Annotated in this window: 17 protein-coding genes; 12 read left to right on the forward strand and 5 right to left on the reverse strand. The window is 73.2% G+C overall.

The features are described from left to right. The first annotated feature begins 14 nt into the window (after window positions 1-14). From FL583_RS15720 to FL583_RS15730, 3 genes are read left to right on the forward strand one after another with little or no spacing between them, the layout of a single operon-like run. Window positions 15-1,544, forward strand: coding sequence for an APC family permease (locus tag FL583_RS15720; protein ID WP_142705396.1), 1,530 nt, complete (start codon window positions 15-17; stop codon window positions 1,542-1,544). Between the two features lie 35 nt (window positions 1,545-1,579). Beyond that, on the forward strand, window positions 1,580-1,906 hold the full coding sequence (locus FL583_RS15725) for an RNA polymerase sigma factor (RefSeq protein WP_205752173.1): 327 nt from the start codon (window positions 1,580-1,582) through the stop codon (window positions 1,904-1,906). 10 nt (window positions 1,907-1,916) lie between these two features. Further along, window positions 1,917-2,699, forward strand: coding sequence for a hypothetical protein (locus FL583_RS15730; protein WP_142705397.1), 783 nt, complete (start codon window positions 1,917-1,919; stop codon window positions 2,697-2,699). 4 nt (window positions 2,700-2,703) lie between these two features. Here FL583_RS15730 and FL583_RS40140 read toward each other — a convergent pair whose 3' ends face one another. Then, on the reverse strand, window positions 2,704-3,141 hold the full coding sequence (locus FL583_RS40140) for a hypothetical protein (RefSeq protein WP_170323671.1): 438 nt from the start codon (window positions 3,139-3,141) through the stop codon (window positions 2,704-2,706). A gap of 92 nt (window positions 3,142-3,233) precedes the next feature. On the opposite strand from FL583_RS40140, the gene FL583_RS15740 reads away from it, so the two are divergent. Together FL583_RS15740 and FL583_RS15745 are read left to right on the forward strand one after the other, a co-directional pair. Next, window positions 3,234-4,283: an LLM class flavin-dependent oxidoreductase gene (locus FL583_RS15740; RefSeq protein WP_142705399.1), complete on the forward strand. Its 1,050-nt coding sequence runs from the start codon at window positions 3,234-3,236 to the stop codon at window positions 4,281-4,283. Next, window positions 4,280-4,912, forward strand: a complete 633-nt coding sequence (locus FL583_RS15745) for a cysteine hydrolase family protein (RefSeq protein WP_142705400.1) — start codon at window positions 4,280-4,282, stop codon at window positions 4,910-4,912. Before FL583_RS15740 ends, FL583_RS15745 begins: the two co-directional genes overlap by 4 nt. Here the strand turns inward: FL583_RS15745 and FL583_RS15750 are convergent. Together FL583_RS15750 and FL583_RS15755 are read right to left on the reverse strand one after the other, a co-directional pair. After that, window positions 4,816-5,403, reverse strand: a complete 588-nt coding sequence (locus FL583_RS15750; RefSeq protein WP_142705401.1) for a GNAT family N-acetyltransferase — start codon at window positions 5,401-5,403, stop codon at window positions 4,816-4,818. The genes FL583_RS15745 and FL583_RS15750 overlap by 97 nt on opposite strands. Before the next feature lie 50 nt (window positions 5,404-5,453). Then, entirely contained in the window at window positions 5,454-6,053 is a 600-nt protein-coding gene (locus tag FL583_RS15755) for a lysoplasmalogenase (protein WP_142705402.1), read from the reverse strand. A 64-nt stretch (window positions 6,054-6,117) separates the two neighbouring features. Here FL583_RS15755 and FL583_RS15760 point away from each other — a divergent pair, with 64 nt between their 5' ends. After that, window positions 6,118-8,409 carry a putative bifunctional diguanylate cyclase/phosphodiesterase gene (locus tag FL583_RS15760; protein ID WP_205752174.1) on the forward strand — a complete coding sequence of 764 codons (2,292 nt, stop codon included), beginning with the start codon at window positions 6,118-6,120 and terminating at the stop codon, window positions 8,407-8,409. Between the two features lie 64 nt (window positions 8,410-8,473). Continuing rightward, window positions 8,474-10,135 (forward strand): acyl-CoA synthetase, encoded by a 1,662-nt coding sequence (locus FL583_RS15765; RefSeq protein ID WP_142705404.1) that lies wholly within the window; start codon window positions 8,474-8,476, stop codon window positions 10,133-10,135. On the opposite strand, the gene FL583_RS15770 is transcribed toward FL583_RS15765, so the two are convergent. Next, entirely contained in the window at window positions 10,110-11,159 is a 1,050-nt protein-coding gene (locus tag FL583_RS15770) for an FAD-dependent oxidoreductase (RefSeq protein WP_142705405.1), read from the reverse strand. The two genes, FL583_RS15765 and FL583_RS15770, sit on opposite strands and share 26 nt — an antisense overlap. Before the next feature lie 86 nt (window positions 11,160-11,245). On the opposite strand from FL583_RS15770, the gene FL583_RS15775 reads away from it, so the two are divergent. Together FL583_RS15775 and FL583_RS15780 are read left to right on the forward strand one after the other, a co-directional pair. Continuing rightward, window positions 11,246-12,457, forward strand: coding sequence for an acetyl-CoA C-acetyltransferase (locus FL583_RS15775; protein WP_142705406.1), 1,212 nt, complete (start codon window positions 11,246-11,248; stop codon window positions 12,455-12,457). Further along, window positions 12,457-13,671 (forward strand): CoA transferase, encoded by a 1,215-nt coding sequence (locus tag FL583_RS15780; RefSeq protein ID WP_142705407.1) that lies wholly within the window; start codon window positions 12,457-12,459, stop codon window positions 13,669-13,671. The genes FL583_RS15775 and FL583_RS15780 overlap by 1 nt, the downstream gene beginning before the upstream one ends. Here the strand turns inward: FL583_RS15780 and FL583_RS15785 are convergent. After that, on the reverse strand, window positions 13,668-14,789 hold the full coding sequence (locus FL583_RS15785) for an aminotransferase class I/II-fold pyridoxal phosphate-dependent enzyme (RefSeq protein WP_142705602.1): 1,122 nt from the start codon (window positions 14,787-14,789) through the stop codon (window positions 13,668-13,670). The genes FL583_RS15780 and FL583_RS15785 overlap by 4 nt on opposite strands. 207 nt (window positions 14,790-14,996) lie before the next feature. Here FL583_RS15785 and FL583_RS15790 point away from each other — a divergent pair, with 207 nt between their 5' ends. From FL583_RS15790 to FL583_RS15800, 3 genes are read left to right on the forward strand one after another with little or no spacing between them, the layout of a single operon-like run. Then, the gene (locus tag FL583_RS15790; RefSeq protein ID WP_142705408.1) at window positions 14,997-15,404 is read left to right on the forward strand and encodes a YciI family protein; all 408 of its coding nucleotides are present in this window, start codon (window positions 14,997-14,999) and stop codon (window positions 15,402-15,404) included. After that, window positions 15,397-16,536 (forward strand): RNA polymerase sigma factor, encoded by a 1,140-nt coding sequence (locus FL583_RS15795; protein WP_142705409.1) that lies wholly within the window; start codon window positions 15,397-15,399, stop codon window positions 16,534-16,536. The genes FL583_RS15790 and FL583_RS15795 overlap by 8 nt, the downstream gene beginning before the upstream one ends. Before the next feature lie 20 nt (window positions 16,537-16,556). Further along, a complete protein-coding gene (locus FL583_RS15800; protein WP_142705410.1) occupies window positions 16,557-17,621 on the forward strand; it encodes a phosphotransferase family protein in 1,065 nt (354 codons plus the stop codon). Window positions 17,622-17,624 lie beyond the last annotated feature (3 nt).

The raw sequence follows: 17,624 nt of genomic DNA on the forward strand, positions 1-17,624 counted from the left end.
GCAGAGAGGCTTCCATGAGCGCTGAACGGACTACCTCGAGAACTCCGGCCGGTTCCGATCAACTTGCGCCGAACCGGCTGGGCATTGCCGGAATTGTCTTCTTCGTTGTCGCGGCGGCGGCGCCTCTGGTCGGCATGACCGGCGCGGTGCCGGTCGCCATCGTGCTCGGCAACGGCGCGGCCGCGCCGGGGGCGTATCTGGTGGCCGGGCTCGTGCTGCTGGTGTTCAGCGTCGGCTACTCGGCGATGAGCCACCGGGTGACGAACACCGGCGCGTTCTTCGCGTTCGTCGGCCGGGGGCTGGGCATCGTCCCCGGGGTCGGGACCGCGTTCGTGTCGTTGCTGGCTTACATCGCGGTGCAGCTGGCCATCTTCGGGTTCTTCGGGGCGGTCGCCCACGAGCAGCTGAAGGCGCACCTCTCGATCGACCTCCCGTGGTGGGCCTGGACGCTGCTGGCCTGGGCCGTCGTGCTGACGTTGTCCCTGCTCCAGGTCGACATCGGAGCGAAGGTGCTCGGCGTGCTGATGGGCGTCGAGGTGCTGTCGCTGCTGCTCGTCGCCGTGGTCGTGCTGGTGCGGGGCGGCGGGCCGGACGGGCTCGGGTTCGCGGACTCGTTCTCGCCCGCGAAGATCTTCAGCGGCGGGTTCGGCGGCTCGGCCGGGATCGCGCTGGCGTTCGCGTTCGCGTCCTACATCGGGTTCGAGGCCACCGCGATCTACGCCGAGGAGACCAAGGACCCGAAGCGGGCGGTTCCGCGGGCCACCTACACCGCGGTCGCGCTGATCGCCGTGCTGTTCGCGCTGACGTCGTGGGCCGTCGTCAGCGGCGTCGGCAGCGCGCACGTCGTCGACGAGGTTGCGAAGCGGTCGTCGATCGACGGGACGCCGCTGGCCGACCCGGCTCAGGTGCTGTTCTCGGTCGCCGAGCAGTACGTCGGCGGGTGGCTCTCGACGCTGCTGAGCTGGCTGGTGCTGAGCAGCCTGTTCGCCGGGTTGTTGGCGTTCCAGAACAGCGCGGCCCGGTACTTCTTCGCGATGGGGCGGGCCGGTGCACTGCCCCGGGCTCTCGACCGGGTCAACGGGCGGGGCGCGCCGGTGCTCGGCTCGATCGCGACGTCGGTGATCACCTTCGTCGTCATCGGGCTGTTCGCGCTGACCGGGAAGGACCCGGTGCTGAACCTGTTCAACTGGTTCAGTGGGCTCGCGGTGCTGGCGATCGTGCTGGTCGAGATCTTGGTGTCCTGCGCGGTGATCGTCCACTTCCGGCGGGAGCCGGCCGGGGGTGCGACCGTGTGGCAGACCGTCGTCGCGCCGGTCGCCGCGATCGTCGGCTTGGCGCTGGCCGGGTACCTGATCATGGCCCGGTTCGGGCTGCTGGCCGGCACGAGCTCGAACCCGGACGATGCGCTGACGGTGTTCTCGCTGTCGGCCACCGGCTGGACGCTGGTGCTCGCGCCGTTCGTCGTGCTGGTGGTCGGGTTGGTGCTGGGAGCGGTGCGTCGGAGCGCCGAGAACGAGGGCGCGGTCGCCGACCTGGTGAGCTGAGAAACACTTCACCCGGTGCCGGACAGGTAGGGAGTGTGGAACGACTGCAGCGTGAACAGTTCCGAGCGTTCTACGCCGACGCCTACGCCCCCGTCCTGCGTTTCGTGCAGCGCCGGGTGCCTGCTTCGCAGGCCGAGGACATCGTCGCCGACGCGTTCCTGATCGCCTGGCGCCGTTTCGACGACGCACCCCCGCAGGCCGACGATCGACGGGCCTGGCTGTTCGGCGTCGCGCGGAACTGCCTGCTGAACGTCAACCGGGGCCAGGAGCCCAGATCCTCGGCATCACCCCGACCGCCTATCGCCTGCGATTACTCCGTGCCCGACGCGCGCTCCGCCGGCACCTCGACGCCACTCCGGTGAGGACACGACCATGACCGAGACCAGGGACCTCCTGCGCCTGCTCGACCCGGCCGACGCCGAGCTCTCCGTCGACCAGCACCAGCGCGCGGCCGCGTCGCTGGAGCGGATCCTGGCGGAGCCGGTGACCCAGCCGCGGCGGAGCCGGAGGCTGCTGGCGGCGGCCGCCGCCGCCTGCGCGCTGGCCGCCGGAGCCGTCACGTTCTTCCACACCGGCGACGACGGTCAGGCCTACGCCTCCTGGACGCCCGCGCCCCGGCCGCTGACCCACGACGAGGCCGGCCGGCTGGGTTCGCAGTGCCGGCGCTGGCTGCGCGGCAGCATGCTCGACGCCCGGCGGGCCCACCTGGCGCTGGCCGAGCGGCGCGGGGAGTTCGTCGTGCTGCTCTACCGCACCGACGTCCCGGACATGTCCGGCGACTGCCTGCTGCGCAACCCGGCCGGCACCGACGACGTCGACCTGATCGGGGCCGGCGCCACCGGCAGCGACGCCCCGGCCCGGCCGGCCCCGCTCGGCGCGCTCGTCGAGGGCGGGTTCAGCCAGTTCCACGAGGCGTCGGTCACCGACGGGGCGGTGGGCCGCGACGTGACCGGGGTGACCGTGCACGCCGGGAAGTTCACGGTCGAGGCCACCGTGCACGACGGCCGGCACGCGGCCTGGTGGCCCGGCCCGGCGTTCGACAGCACCGAACCGCCGGAGAGCGGCCAGTGGGCGCCGACGTCGATCGTGCACTACGACCTCACGCTGACCGACGGCACCGTCCGCCGGGACGTCCACCCGGTGCGCCCGGGCTGAGCGCTCACCAGGCCCGGAACGTCGGCGGCCCGTCCCCGGCCCGGTGCAGGACGTCGAACACCTGCCGGGCCTGTTCGCGGTTCCGGCGGCGCAGCGCGCGCCGCAGCCCGGTGACCGGCCCCAGCATCCGCAGCACCAGCGGCAGCCGCTCGACGACGAACGTCGAGGAGAACACGGTCGTGGTGTCGCCGGCGTCGGTCGCCTCGAGTATCCAGCGGCCTTCCAGGCGCGCCGGAATCAGGTGGTACAGGTAGACCCGCCCGGCCGCGGTACGCAGCTCCAGACGGTGCGACGTCCCGCCCACCTTCTCGTACCGCTGCACCAGCAGGTGCCCGTACGCCGCGGTGATCGTCGTGCGCTGCGGCCACGCATCGGACAGCGTCGCGTCGAGATCGACCCCGGTCACCGGCGTGAACAACGTCGTGGAAAGGCGGAGGCGCATACCCGTCCCGGTCGGTACTGATGGGGCGGCTGCGACGCTGCGGCCTGAACGCTGGAAGCATACGGATCACCCCGTACGGTTGGATGAGCGCCGTGGCTACCAAGGAATACGGGATCTTCCTCCCGATCGGCAGCGGCGGATGGATGCTCTCCACCACCGCTCCGCATCCCGAGGCGACCTACGCGTACAACAAGCGCGCCGCGCTGCACGCCGAGTCGATCGGGCTGGACTTCGTCATGACGATGGCGAAGTGGCGCGGCTTCGGCGGCAGCACCGACCACTGGGGCGAGAGCCTCGAGTCGATGACGATGATGTCCGCGCTGGCCGAGGCCACCGAGCGGGTCAAGATCTGGGCGACCGTGCACGCGAACGTCCACAACCCCGGCATCGCGGCGAAGATGTTCACGACCCTGCAGCAGATCTCCGGCGGCCGGGCCGGCATGAACATCGTCAACGGCGCCTACGCGGCCGAGTTCGAGCAGTTCGGGCTGTGGAGCGACCTGTCCAAAGAGGACCGCTACCGGATGACCGCGGAGTGGACCGACGCCGTCCTCCGGCTCTGGTCCTCCGACCGCGTCACGCTCGACGGTGAGTTCTACACGCTGAAGGACGCCGAGTCCCGGCCCCACCCGGCCACCCGGCCCACGCTGATCAGCGCCGGTCAGTCCCCGGCCGGCCGCGCCTTCCAGGCGAAATACGCCGACGGCGCGTTCCTCTCGGCGAACACGCTGGAGGAGATGCGCGACTTCTCCCGGGACGTCCACCAGAAGGCGACGGACGCCGGACGGGACGTGAAGACGTACTCGATGCTGATGGTCGTCCAGGAGGAGACCGACGCCGAGGCGGCGGAGAAGGTCCGGCAGTGGGGCGAGGGACTCGACCGGGAGGCGCTCGCGACGATGCAGGCGTCCTGGGGTTTTCCGCCCGACCGGGCGCGCGCATGGGCCGAGGGAGCCACCGGGGAGGCCGCGTTCCAGTCACCGTACGTGAGCGGATCGGCCGAGACGGTCGTCGCGCACATCCGGCGGATCGTCGGCGAGGCCGAGCTCGACGGGCTGATGCTGATCTTCCCGGAGTACGACCGGGACATCCTCCGGTTCGGCGAGACCGTGCTGCCCCGCCTCCGTGAGCTGGACCGATGAGCGACCGCAGGCGCGCCGCGCTGGCCGGCCTGGGCCCGGCGCTGCTGGTCGTCGACGTGCAACGGTCGTTCGGGGATCCGGCGTTCCTCGCCGGTCACGGTCTGTCGCCGGCCGCGTCCGCCGCGGTCGAGGCCGCGGTCACCACCACCAAGACCTTGGTGGACGCTGCGCGGGCGCGCGACGTTCCGGTGGTCTGGATCGGGCTCGGGACGGATCCGGCGACGCCGTGGCGGGCCAGCCTGTGGCTGCGCACCGGCGACCCGGACGCGCCCTACGGCCCCGACGAGCCGTGCCTGATCGGGACGCCGGGCGCGGAGTGGTACCGGGTCGCGCCCGCGCCCGGCGAGACCGTGGTCACCAAGCGGGGCTACAGCGGGTTCCTCGGGACCGGCCTGGAGTCCCGGCTGCGCGACGCCGGGATCGGCTGGGTCGCGGTCGCCGGCCTGACCACCGAATGCTGCGTGGCCGCCACCGCGACCGACGCGTTCCAGCTCGGCTGGCCGGTGCTGCTGCCGACCGACGCGGTCGCCGCCTACGACCCGGGCATGCACGAGGCCGCGCTGGCCCAACTAGCCCTCAACGTCGCTGTCCCCACGACGGCCGAGGACCTGACCGCCCTCTGGGGGTAGCCGGAGGCGACGACCCACCGAACCTCACCGTCGGCCAGTTCCGGCGCGCCCCCGAGGCCGCGGAGCAGCTTGCGGGCCCGGACGTTGTCCGGCGCGATCCACGCCACCACCCCGGCGAACCGCAACTGCCCGGCCACCCCGACCAGATACCGCGCGAGCGCCCGCCCGACCCCCGCGTTCTGCCAGTCGTCGCGCAGGAGCAGCGACACCTCGGCCATCCCGGTCGCGGTCACCCGCAGGAGCGTCGCGAAACCGATCACCGCGTCGCGCTCGTCCGGCCCGGCCAGCACGAACGTCCGGCCGCGGGCCGGGTCGACCATCCGTCGCCATTCGCGGTCGAGCAGCGCGCCGCGCCCGGCCGCGTAGCGGCTGATCAGGGTCCGGGGCGAGCAGCGGCCGTGCATTTCGTTGACCGCGGTCAGGTCGTCCGCGGTCGCCGCGCGCACCACGACCGGCACGCCGGACGCGGTCCGGATGATGCGTGAACTCATGCCTCCACGGTGAGCCGCCGGGGTCGGCCGGACGACCCGCTCCCGAACGCCTAGAACGTTCTCGTCCGAACATTCGTTCGTCCGACCCACCCGGTGACGATCAGGTACAGCGCGGCGCTGTACGTCGCCATGACCAGCACGTCCCGGCCGGGGAACCCGGCGTCGGCGGCCCCGAGACCGATCAGCAGGTCGGAGACGAGGAAGAGCGCGCCGCCGGCCGCGGTCCGCCGGGACACCCCGGCGGCGGTGGCCGCCATCGCGCTCAGCGCGAGGCTGTAGACGGCGACCGGGACCGCCAGGTCGCCGAGCCGGTCCCACAGCAGCACGTTGGCCACGACCCAGACCACCGCGTACCCCACGAACGGACGAGGCCGCGCCCACGGCGCGAACGCGACGATCAGGCACACCTGGGTACCCAGGAAGAACCCCATTCCGACGAGAAACGCCAGGTCATCGTCGACCAGGAGCGCGATGTCGCCGGCGGTCGCGAAGGCCAGCGCGGCCGTGACCAGGTCGGGGCGGCCCCGGCGGAGCGCGTACCCGGCCAGCAGCGGCGCGAGCAGCGGCTTGGCCACCCACTGCAGAGCGGTCCAGCCGAGCGCGACCGCGACCAGTTCGACGACCGCGACCACGGCGAACAGCGTCAGCATCGACGGACCCTATCCGGCGCCCGAGGCACTCAGGGCCGGGTTCCGGATGCCGATCGGGACAGATGTGACCCGAGTGCTCGCGGACGAGCGCACCGGCTCCGCGCCCTCGGACCGGCCGGAGCCGGTCCCGAGCGGCACCCGGACCGCCGCCTGGGTCCTCGCCGGCGCCTCGGTGGCGGTGCTGGCCGTGCTGATCGCGGGCCCGCCGGTGCTCCGCGACCCGCTGGGTCTGGCCGGCTCGCTGACCGGCATGGCCGCGGTCGGGTACGGCACGTTCCGGGTCGCGATCCCGGCCGACCGGGCGCCCTGGAGGCTGATGTGCGTCGCCGCCGTGCTGTTCCTGGCCGGGCTCGTCACCCGGGCCGTGGTGCCGGGCGCGGCGGTGTCCCCGCCGACGACCGCGGCGCTGGTCCCGGACGCGTTCGTCGTCCCCGGCTACCTGGTCACCGCGTCCGCGTTCGCCGGGCTGCTCAACCGGCGGCGGGCGAACCGCGACGACCCGGCCTGGGTCGACGCGGTGCTCGTCGGCGTCGCGTCGATGTTCCTGGCCTGGACGTTCCTGGTCGAGCCGTCGCTCGACCAGACCGGCCTGCCGGTCATCCGCCTGGCCAACTCGTTCTTCCCGGTCATCGACGTCGTGCTGATCGTCCTGGTGGCCCAGCTCGCGCTGGCCGGCGGCGTCCGCGCGCCCGCGCTGTGGTTGCTGATCCTCGGCGCGGTCAGCCTGTTCACCGGCGACTTCCTCTACGCGGTCCGCGACGGCGGCCTCGCCGGGGTCCCGCTCGCCTACATCAACGCGCTCTTCACGAGCGCGTACCTGCTGTTCGGCGCGGCCACCCTGCACCCCTCCATGCGGACGTTGACCGAGCCGCAGCCGATCGTCGTCCAGCCGCTCTCGAAGGCCCGGACCGTGCTGATCGGGCTCGTCCTGCTGATCCCGGCGATCGTGATGTCGGTGGGGCCGGCCGGTGGCCTGCTCGGCACGGTCGTCCGGACCGTGCTGTGCGCGCTGCTGGTGCTGGCCGTGCTGTTCCGGGTGGTCCGGTCGAACAACTCCCGGGTCCGGGCCGAGGACGCGATCCGCCGCCGGGCCACCCACGACGCGCTCACCGACCTGCCCAACCGGGAGCTGCTCACCGACACCGTCGCGGCCTGGGGCGACCGCGCGGTCGCCGAGGGGCACGAGATCAGCCTGCTCTTCCTCGACCTCGACCGGTTCAAGCTGGTCAACGACCACTGGGGCCACGGGGTCGGCGACGAGCTGCTCTGCGCGGTCGCCGGACGCCTGTCCGCGCACGTCCGCGGCCACGACCTGGTCTGCCGGATCGGTGGGGACGAGTTCGTCGTCGCGCTGGCCGGCCCGTCGAACGAGGTCCTGGCCGAGGCGGCCGCCGGACGGGTGCTGGACCTGTTCGCCCGGCCGTTCCCGCTCTCGGTCGGCGACGTCGTGGTGTCCGCGTCGATCGGCGTGGCCAGCGCCGCGAGCAGCACCGAGGCGCTGGAGCTGATCCGGGACGCCGACACCGCGATGTACCAGGCCAAGGCGACCGGCCGGAATCGGTACGCCCGGTTCGACACCGAGATGCGCGACGAGGTCCGCGACCGGACGACGCTGGAGCAGGCCCTGCGCGGTGCCCTGGAGCGCGGCGAGCTCTACGCGACCTACCAGCCGATCATCGACCTGAAGACCGGCGAGCTCGACGGCTTCGAGACGCTGATGCGCTGGCAGCACCCCACGCTGGGGGCGGTCTCGCCGCTGCGGTTCATCCCGATCGCCGAGGAGACCGGGCTGATCGTCGGGGCCGGGGCCTGGCTGCTGCGCGAGGCCGCGGCGCAGCTGGCGATCTGGCGCGCGGCCGGGCCACCCCGGCTGCACATCTCGGTGAACGTGTCGGTACGTCAGCTGCGAGACCGCCAGCTGGTCGGAATCGTCCGGGACGTCCTGGCCGAGACCGGGCTGCCGCCCGAGGCGCTCTGGCTGGAGATCACCGAGTCCGGGGTCATGGAGGACCTGGAGACCGCGCTGGCCACGCTCGACGCGCTCCGCGCGCTCGGCGTCACGCTGGCCGTCGACGACTTCGGCACCGGGTACTCGTCGCTCAGCTACCTCAACCGGCTGCCGGTCGGCATCGTCAAGCTCGACCGCTCGTTCGTGTCCGACGTCGGAGCCCACGGCGCCAACGAGTCGATCGTCCGGGCCGTGCTGGCGATGGCGCGGGCCCTCGACCTGCGGGTGGTGGCCGAGGGGGTCGAGACCGCGGTCCAGCGCGACTGGCTGCGTGACCAGGGCTGCGACCTGGTGCAGGGCTGGCTCTACGGCAAACCGCTCCCCGCGTCGGACATCGCCATCGGCTGACGCCGAATCCACCCCGCGCGAATCTTTGTTCACTTAGGATCACGGCACGACGCGAGGAGACGCCGTGGTCACCTTCACCTTGTCGCAGGTCTTCCGGACGGCGGCCGCCGCCGTCCCCGACACCGAGGCCATCGTGTGGCGGGACCGCCGCCTCACCTACCGGAGCGTGGACGAGCGCGCCGACGGCTTCGCCCACTACCTGGCCGGGCGCGGACTCGGGGCCCGGCGCGAACGGGCCGAGCTCCAGGGCCACGAGTCGGGCCAGGACCACGTCGGCCTCTACCTCCGTAACAGCCCGGAGTACATCGAGGCGATGGTCGGCGCCCACCGGGCCCGGTGCGCGCCGTTCAACGTCAACTACCGGTACGTGGCCGAGGAGCTGCTCTACCTGCTCACCGATGCGCACGCCCGGGTGCTCGTGTACCACGCCGAGTTCGCGCCCAGCCTGGCCGCGGTCCGCGACCGGTTACCCGCGCTCGAGGTGCTGATCCAGGTCGCGGACGACAGCGACCACGACCTGCTCGACGGCGCCGTCGACTACGAGACCGTCGTCGCGACGCCCCCGCCCGGCCCGATGCCGACGCCCTCTGGCGACGACCTGCTGATCCTCTACACCGGCGGAACGACCGGGATGCCGAAGGGCGTCCTCTGGCGGCAGGACGACATCTACGTCGCGGCGATGGGCGGCACCCCGTTCGGCTCGACCGAGCCGTACCCGTCCTACGACGCGATCGCCGCCGCCGCGGCCGCGAACCCGGGCGGGCAGCGGGTGCTGATGATCCCGCCGTTCATCCACGGCGCCGCCCAGTGGAGCGCGTTCTACACGTTCACCAACGGCGGCACGGTGTTCCTGCTCGACGACGTCCGGCACCTCGACGCGGCGGCGGCCCTGCGCCTGATCGTCGACGAGCGGGTCGCGTCGATCCCGGTGCTCGGCGACGCGGTCGTGCTGCCGGTCGTCGAAGAGATCGAACGGGCGATCGACGACGGCCGGCCGTACGACCTGAGCAGCCTCGCGGCGATCTCCAACGGCGGCGCACCGCTCTCTCCGGGCATGCGGGAGCGACTGATGCGCGTGCTGCCGGACCTGCTCCTGCTCGACGCCGGGGGCGCGTCGGAGACCGGCATCCAGATGAGCGCGCTCTCGGCGCGCGAGGCGATGACCGAGGCCGGGGTGTTCGACGCGCACGAGCAGACCGCGGTCATCGACGACACGCTCGGCCGGGTCCTCGACGAGGGCGACGGCTGGCTGGCCCGGCGGGGGCGGATCCCGCTCGGCTACCTCGGCGACCCGGACAAGACCGCCCGCACGTTCCCGGTCGTGGCCGGTGAGCGCTGGTCACTGCCCGGCGACCGCGCCACGCGGCTGCCCGACGGGCGGGTCCGGCTGCTCGGCCGGGACAGCGCGACGATCAACACCGGCGGTGAGAAGGTCTTCGCCGAGGAGGTCGAGCGGGCGATGCTCGCGCACCCGGCCGTCCGGGACGTGATCGTCTCGAGTCGGCCGTCCGATCGGTGGGGGAGCGAGGTCGTCGCGATCGTCGAGCTGAACCCGGAGGAGGACGCGACCGACGCCGACCTGGTCGCCGAGGCCGCGCGTCACATCGCCCGCTACAAGCTGCCGAAGGCCGTGGTCCGGGTGCCGGAGATCGTCCGGTCCCCGTCCGGGAAGGCCGACTACCGGTGGGCGAAGAACCTGGTCAGGCCGCGAGATCCGGCGCGCTGAGGTACTTCGAGAGCGCCACCGCGGCGTCGCGGCCGGCCCGGTTCGCGCCGACCGTCGACTGGGACGGTCCGAAACCGATCAGGTGGACGCGCGGCTCGCCGGCGACCTGGGTGCCCTCGATGCGGATGCCGCCGAGCTCGTTGCGCAGGCCGAGCGGGTCCAGGTGCGGGAGCGCGGCCTTGAAGCCGGTGGCCCAGAGGATCGTGTCCAGGGCCGTGAACGTGCCGTCGGCCTCGCGCACGCCGGTCGGCTCGATCGCGGTGAACATCGGGCGCCGGTCCAGCGCACCGCGGGCCCGGGCCGCCAGCGCGTACGGCGTCCAGGCCAGGCCCGTGTAGGAGACGACGCTGCCGGTCGGCCTGCCGGCCTCGGCGTCCGCGGTGACCTTGGCGATCGTCTGACGCCCGGCCTCCGGGTCGAACTCGCCGGCCCGGAAGACCGGCTCGCGCCGGGTGTACCAGAACGTCGTGGCGACCCGGCTGATCTCCTCGAGCTGCTGCACGGCCGAGATCCCGCCCCCGACGACGGCGACGTTCCGGCCGGCGAAGTCGTCGAGTCGGACGTAGTCGGAGGTGTGGAGCTGGCGGCCGGTGAACGTCTCCTGGCCGGGGTAGTGCGGGCGGACGGGGTTGGTCCAGGTGCCGGTCGCGTTGATGACCGCGCGGGTGCGCCAACGGCCGCCGGTGGACTCGACGAGCAGGTCCCGCCCGTCCTCGCGGACCGCCGTGACGGTCACCGGGCGGACGATCGGCAGGTCGTTGGCCTGCTCGAACGCGGCGAAGTAGCGGGGCACCGCGGTGCGGCTCGGCTCGTCCGGGTCGATCGGCGGCTGGGGGAAGCCGGGCAGGTCGAAGATCCCGTTGACGGTCGCCATGCGCAGCGACTCCCAGCGGTGCCGCCACGCACCACCGGCGGCCGGCTCGGCGTCGAGCACGACGAAGTCGACGCCCCGACGCTTCAGGTGGTAGCCCGCCGACAGCCCGGCCTGACCACCGCCGATCACCACGACGTCCGTTCGTTCCACGTTGCCGAAACAACGCCGGAGCGGGCGTATTCCGGGCCCGTTACTGTCGGGAGGATCGGGCCGACCCGGACGAGAGGACACGATCGATGCGTGATGCGGTCATCTGCGAGCCGCTGCGGACTCCGGTGGGCGGGTTCGGCGGCGCCCTGCGGGACGTCCCGCCGCACGAACTGGCCGCGACCGTCATCCGCGCGCTGATCGACCGCACCGGCCTGCCGCCCGAGGCGGTCGACGACGTCCTGCTGGGCAACTGCTACCCGACGATGGACGCGCCGGCGATCGGCCGGGTCGCCGCGCTGGACGCCGGGCTGCCGGTGACCGCGTCCGGGCTGCAGATCGACCGGCGGTGCGGGTCGGGCCTGCAGGCCGTGCTGTACGCGGCGATGCAGGTGCAGTCGGGCGCGTCGGACGTGGTGCTGGCCGGCGGGGCCGAGTCGATGTCGAACGCGCCGTTCTACTCGACCGCGATGCGCTGGGGTGTGAAGGGCGGCCCGGGCGTGCTGCTGAAGGACGCGCTGGCCGCCGGGCGGGTCACCGCGGGCGGTGTCAACTTCCCGGTGCCGGGCGGGATGCTGGAGACGGCCGAGAACCTGCGCCGCGACTACGCGATCCCGCGGGCCGAGCAGGACGAGTACGCGGTGCGCAGTCATCAGCGCGCGGCCGCCGCCGCGGCGTCGGGAGTGTTCGCGGAGGAGATCGTGCCGGTCACCGTCCGCGGCCGGAAGGCCGACGTCGTCGTGGACGCGGACGAGCACATCCGGCCGGACTCGTCGGTCTCGAAGCTGGCGACGCTGCGGCCGGTGCTGGGCCGCGACGACCCCGACGCGACCGTGACCGCGGGCAACGCGTCCGGGCAGAACGACGGGGCCGCGCTCTGCATCGTGACCTCGCCGGAGACGGCGGCCTCGTACGGTCTGACGCCGCTGGTACGGCTGGTGTCCTGGGGCGTCGCCGGGGTGGCGCCGAAGACGATGGGCATCGGGCCGGTGCCGGCCGTGGCCAAGGCGCTGGGCCTGGCCGGGCTCGCGCTCAAGGACCTCGACCTGATCGAGCTGAACGAGGCGTTCGCCTCCCAGGTGCTGGCCTGCACCCGGGAGTGGGGCTTCACGGTTTCGGATTTCGAGCGTCTGAACGTGCACGGCTCCGGCATCTCGCTGGGGCACCCGGTCGGGGCGACCGGCGGCCGGATCCTGGCCACGCTGAGCCGCGAGATGGTCCGCCGCGACGCCCGTTACGGTCTGGAGACCATGTGTATCGGCGGTGGCCAGGGCCTCGCCGCGGTGTTCGAGAGGGTCTGATGCTTCCGCTGTCCGGCTTGCACGTCGTCGACCTGTGCACGTACGTCGCCGGGCCGTCGGCCTGCATGACGCTGGCCCAGCTCGGAGCGGACGTCGTCCGCGTCGATCCGATCGGCGGCGCGACCGACACCCGGCGGCTGCCGCTCGCGCCCGGCGGGCGGAGCCTCTACTGGGCCGGCCTCAACCGGGGCAAACGCTCGATCGAGGTCGACCTGCGCAGCGAGGCCGGGCGGGACGTCGTCCGGGGGCTGCTGGCGGTGCCCGGTGACGGGCACGGGATCCTGGTCACGAACGCGGTCGGCCAGGCCTGGCTGCGCCACGCGGCGCTGCTGGAGGTCCGGCCCGACCTCATCCAGGTGCAGATCGGTGGGCGCGCGGACGGGCGCCCGGCCGTCGACTACACGGTCAACTGCGAGGTCGGGCTGCCCTGGGTCACCGGCCCGGTCGACGCGAGCGCGCCGGTCAACCACGTGCTGCCGGCCTGGGACCTGATCACCGGTGCGCACGCGGCCCTCGCCGTCGTGTCGGCCGAGCGGCTGCGCCGCGCGACCGGTGCGCCGCAGCTCGTCGAGATCAACTTGGCCGACGTCGCGGTCGCGACGATGGCGCACCTGGGTTTCGTGGCCGACGTGGTCGTGAACGGCTCGCAGCGGCTCCGCGAGGGCAACTACCTCTACGGCAGCTACGGCTGCGATTTCCCCACCGCGGACGCCCGGCGAGTCATGGTCGTCGCGCTGACGAACCGGCACTGGAACAACCTGATCCGGCTGACCGGCACCGAGGACGTGCTGGCGGCGATGGAGAAGGCACTCGGCGTCGACTTCGCGGCCGAGGAGGCCCGGTACCGGTACCGGGACGTGATCTCGGCGCTGCTGCGGCCGTGGTTCGAGCAGCGCACGCACGCCGACGTCGTGGCCGCGCTGGAGGGTGCGCACATTCTGTGGGGCGACTACCGGACGATCGAGGAGATGACCCGGTCGGGGGACGGGCTGCTGGCGACGAGTGGGCTGTTCACCGAGGTGGACGACCCGGCACTGGGCCGGTACCCGGTGCCGCTGCCGGTGGCACGCCCGTCCGGGTGGGCGCCGCCGGTGCCCGGGCCGGCGCCGGCCGTGGGCGCGGACACCGGAAACGTGCTGAGCGACTGGCTGGGGCTCTCCGGCTCCGAGGCGGCCGGGCTCGCCGAGACCGGCGCCGTCCGCCTCCCGGTCTAGGAGCGCTTGGCGAGGAACGGGGCCAGGCGGGTGAGGGCCTCTTCGATCGGGGCGGTGGCGCCGGCGAAGGAGAGGCGGACGTAGCGGTGACCGTCGACCGGGTCGAAGTCCACGCCCGGCGCGATCGCCACGCCGGTCTCGCCGAGCAGCTCGTACGTCAGCCGCATCGAGTCGTCGGTCAGGTGACCGACGTCCGCATAGACGTAGAAGGCGCCGTCGGCGGGGGCGAGGCGGTCGATGCCCAGCGCGGGGAGGCCGTCGAGCAGCAGCGAGCGGTTGAGCGCGTAGCGCTCGACGTGCGAGTCGGCCTCGGCGTACGACTCCGGGGTGAACGCGGCGACGGCCGCGTACTGGGGGAGCGCGGGCGGGCAGATCGTCAGGTTGCCGGTCAGCCGGTCGACCGCCCGGCGCAACCCCTCGGGCACCAGCAGCCAGCCGAGCCGCCACCCGGTCATCGAGAAGTACTTCGAGAACGAGTTGACGACGATCGCCTCGCGGGAGGTCTCCCAGGCGCACGCGGTCGCCGGGGCGCCCGGATAGCTCAGCCCGTGGTAGATCTCGTCGCTGACCAGGCGGATCCCGCGCTCCTCGCAGAGGGCGGCGAGCGCGGCGAGCTCGGCCGGGTCGACGACCGTGCCGGTCGGGTTGGCCGGGCTGGCGACGATCAGGCCCTGGACGGGCTGCTCCAGCGCCTCGATCATCGCGACGGTCGGCTGGAACCGGGTCTCGGGCCCGCACGGCAGCTCGACGACCTCGCAGCCCAGCGCGGTCAGGATGTTGCGGTAGCAGGGGTAGCCCGGGCGGGCCATCGCGACGCGGTCACCGGCGTCGAAGGCGGCCAGGAACGCGAGCAGGAAGCCGCCGGACCCGGCCGTCGTGACGACGACGTCGTGCGGCTGGACCGGGACGTCGTAGGTGCGCCGGTAGTGCTCGGCGATGCCCTCGCGCAGCTCCGGGATGCCGAGCGCGACCGTGTACCCGAGCACCTCGCTCTCCAGCGCTTTCGCGGCGGCGGCGCGGACCGGGGCCGGCGCGGGAGTGGACGGCTGGCCGGCCGAGAGGTTGATCAGGTCGCCCCGGGTCTGCTGGCGCTCGGCCGCGGCGGCCCAGATGTCCATGACGTGGAACGGCTCGATGCCCGAGCGCAGCGACGGGCCGTTCACCGCCGGACCCCCGTCAGCGCTGGATCGAGGGGTCCACCCGGCCGGAGGAAGAGTGTCACGAGTTCAGGGGCCACGCCCCCCAGTACATCACCGCAGAATGTCGAGAACGCGGGCGTGGCTCCGTCCCGGGGAAGAACGACACCGACCAGGGAGGAAACCACGATGGCGAAATACCTGCTGCTCAAGCACTACCGCGGAGCTCCGGCGCCGGTCAACGACGTCCCGATGGACCAGTGGACACCGGAGGAGGTCACCGCCCACGTGCGGTTCATGAAGGAGTGGGAGGCCCGGGCCCAGGCCGCGGGCGAGTTCGTGGACGTCGGCGTGCTGGCCCCGGAGGGGACGTTCGTCCGGTACGACGGCGAGGGCCGTCCGCCGGTCACCGACGGGCCGTTCGCCGAGACGAAGGACCTGATCGCGGGCTTCTACGTGATCGACGTCGACTCCTACGCACGGGCACTGGAGCTGGCCGGTGACCTGTCGGCCGCGCCGGGCCAGGGCGGCGAGCCGATCCACGAGTGGCTCGAGCTGCGCCCCTACTACGGGGCGCCCACCACCATCAATGAATGAGGCACTGCTCCGGGAGCTCACGCCGAGCGTCCTCGGGGTCCTCGTCCGCCGCGGAGCCGACTTCGCGGCGGCCGAGGACGCCGTGCAGGACGCGCTGGTGGAAGCGGTCCGGTCCTGGCCGTCCGACCCACCGCGCGACCCCAAGGGCTGGCTGGTCACCGTCGCCTGGCGGAGGTTCCTCGACGCGGCCCGGTCGGACGCGGCCCGCCGCCGACGTGAATTCCCGCCCGAGGAGCCGCCGCCGGTGCCGGAGACCGACGACACGCTGCAGCTCTACTTCCTGTGCGCGCACCCGTCGCTGACCCCGTCGTCGGCGGTCGCGCTCACGCTCCGCGCGGTCGGCGGGCTGACCACCCGCCAGATCGCCCAGGCCTACCTGGTGCCCGAGGCGACGATGGCCCAGCGCATCAGCCGGGCCAAGCGCACGGTCTCCGCGGTGCGGTTCGACCGGCCCGGCGACGTCGGGACCGTGCTGCGGGTGCTGTACCTGGTGTTCAACGAGGGCTACTCGGGTGACGTCGACCTGGCCGCCGAGGCGATCCGGCTCACCCGGGCGCTGCGGCGCGCGGTCGACCACCCCGAGGTCGACGGGCTGCTCGCGCTGATGCTGCTCCACCACGCCCGGCGCGCGGCCCGGACGACGTCCGACGGGTCGTTGGTGCCGCTGGCCGCGCAGGATCGCGCGCGGTGGGACACCGCGCTGATCGCCGAGGGGGTCGAGATCCTGCAGGGCGCGCTGACCTCCGACCGGCTGGGGGAGTTCCAGGCCCAGGCCGCGATCGCGGCCCTGCACGCCGACGCGCCCACCGCCGAGGAGACCGACTGGGTGCAGATCGTCGAGTGGTACGACGAGCTCACCCGGCTGACCGACAGTCCGGTCGTCCGCCTCAACCGCGCGGTCGCGGTCGGTGAGGCCGACGGTCCCCGCGCCGGTCTGGCCGCGCTCGCCCAGGTGGACGCCACCGTGCCGCGATTCGCGGCGGTGGAGGCGCATCTCCGCGAGCGCTCCGGCGACCTGACGACGGCGGCCAGGCTGTACGCCGAGGCGGCGGCCAAGGCCCCCAACCTCCCGGAACGCGACCACCTCCTCCGTCAGGCCGCCCGCCTGAACAATCGCCGACCGGACGGGTAACTCGCTGGTAACCTGACGCGATGACCCAGGCCGCCGCGGCGCCGGTCGCCGTCGTCAGCGACTATCTCGCGACCGAACTCGGCGACCCGGCCTGGCGCGACTGCGAGATCACGCTCATCGCCGGGGGCCGCTCCAACCTCACGTTCCTCGTCACTTCGGCCGCGGGCGAGGTCGTGCTGCGCCGGCCGCCGATGTCGAGCGTGCTGCCCACCGCGCACGACATGGCCCGCGAGCACACGGTGATCAGCCGGCTCGGCGAGGGCCGCTCGCCGGTGCCGGTCCCGCGCACCCGGCTGTTCTGCGCCGACGAGTCGGTGCTCGGGGCGCCGTTCTACGTGATGGACCGGGTGCCCGGGTACGTCGTCACCGACACGCTGCCGGCCGGCTACGCCGAGCGTCCCGAGGAACGGGAAGCGATCGGCCACGCGGTGATCGACGTGCTCGCCGACCTGCACGGCGTCGACCCGGCCGCGGTCGGCCTGGGCGAGTACGGCCGCCCGGACGGATACCTCGAGCGCCAGCTCCGGCGCTGGACCAAGCAGTGGGCCGCCACCCGGCTCCCCGATGACCCGGCCGCCGACGACCTCGACGCGCTGGCCCACCGGCTGGCCGAGACCCGCCCGCACGGCGAGAGCGGCCCCATCGTCCACGGCGACTACCGGATCGGCAACATGATCCTCGACCCCGACCGCCCGGGCCGGGTCGCGGCGCTGCTGGACTGGGAGATGTCGACGCTGGGCGATCCGCTGGCCGACGTCGGCATGCTGCTCATCTACTGGCAGGAGAGCCCGACCGGCGATCCCTGGGCCGCGACCACCCGGTCGGCGCCGTCGGTCACCGCCCTCGACGGGTTCCCCGGCCGTCGCGCGATCGTGCAGCGGTACGCGGAGCGGACCGGCCGGTCGCTGGACCACCTCGACTGGTACCTGGGATTCGCATCGTTCAAGCTCGCGGTCGTGGCCGCGGGCGTCGCGGCCCGCGGCCGGGCCGGCGCGATGATCGGCGACGGGTTCGTCGAAGCCGCCGAGATGGTCGGCCCGCTCGTGGCCGCGGGCGCCCGGGTACTGCGCCACGGCCTCGACTGACGG

The organism is Cryptosporangium phraense, assembly GCF_006912135.1.
Lineage (GTDB): Bacteria > Actinomycetota > Actinomycetes > Mycobacteriales > Cryptosporangiaceae > Cryptosporangium > Cryptosporangium phraense.

Coding starts and splice junctions, on each gene's coding strand:
- FL583_RS15720 (WP_142705396.1), top strand. CDS start 15: ATGAGCGCTGAACGGACTACCTCGAGAACTCCGGCCGGTTCCGATCAA.
- FL583_RS15730 (WP_142705397.1), top strand. CDS start 1,917: ATGACCGAGACCAGGGACCTCCTGCGCCTGCTCGACCCGGCCGACGCC.
- FL583_RS40140 (WP_170323671.1), bottom strand. CDS start 3,141: ATGCGCCTCCGCCTTTCCACGACGTTGTTCACGCCGGTGACCGGGGTC.
- FL583_RS15745 (WP_142705400.1), top strand. CDS start 4,280: ATGAGCGACCGCAGGCGCGCCGCGCTGGCCGGCCTGGGCCCGGCGCTG.
- FL583_RS15750 (WP_142705401.1), bottom strand. CDS start 5,403: ATGAGTTCACGCATCATCCGGACCGCGTCCGGCGTGCCGGTCGTGGTG.
- FL583_RS15755 (WP_142705402.1), bottom strand. CDS start 6,053: ATGCTGACGCTGTTCGCCGTGGTCGCGGTCGTCGAACTGGTCGCGGTC.
- FL583_RS15775 (WP_142705406.1), top strand. CDS start 11,246: ATGCGTGATGCGGTCATCTGCGAGCCGCTGCGGACTCCGGTGGGCGGG.
- FL583_RS15780 (WP_142705407.1), top strand. CDS start 12,457: ATGCTTCCGCTGTCCGGCTTGCACGTCGTCGACCTGTGCACGTACGTC.
- FL583_RS15785 (WP_142705602.1), bottom strand. CDS start 14,789: ATGGACATCTGGGCCGCCGCGGCCGAGCGCCAGCAGACCCGGGGCGAC.
- FL583_RS15790 (WP_142705408.1), top strand. CDS start 14,997: ATGGCGAAATACCTGCTGCTCAAGCACTACCGCGGAGCTCCGGCGCCG.
- FL583_RS15795 (WP_142705409.1), top strand. CDS start 15,397: ATGAATGAGGCACTGCTCCGGGAGCTCACGCCGAGCGTCCTCGGGGTC.
- FL583_RS15800 (WP_142705410.1), top strand. CDS start 16,557: ATGACCCAGGCCGCCGCGGCGCCGGTCGCCGTCGTCAGCGACTATCTC.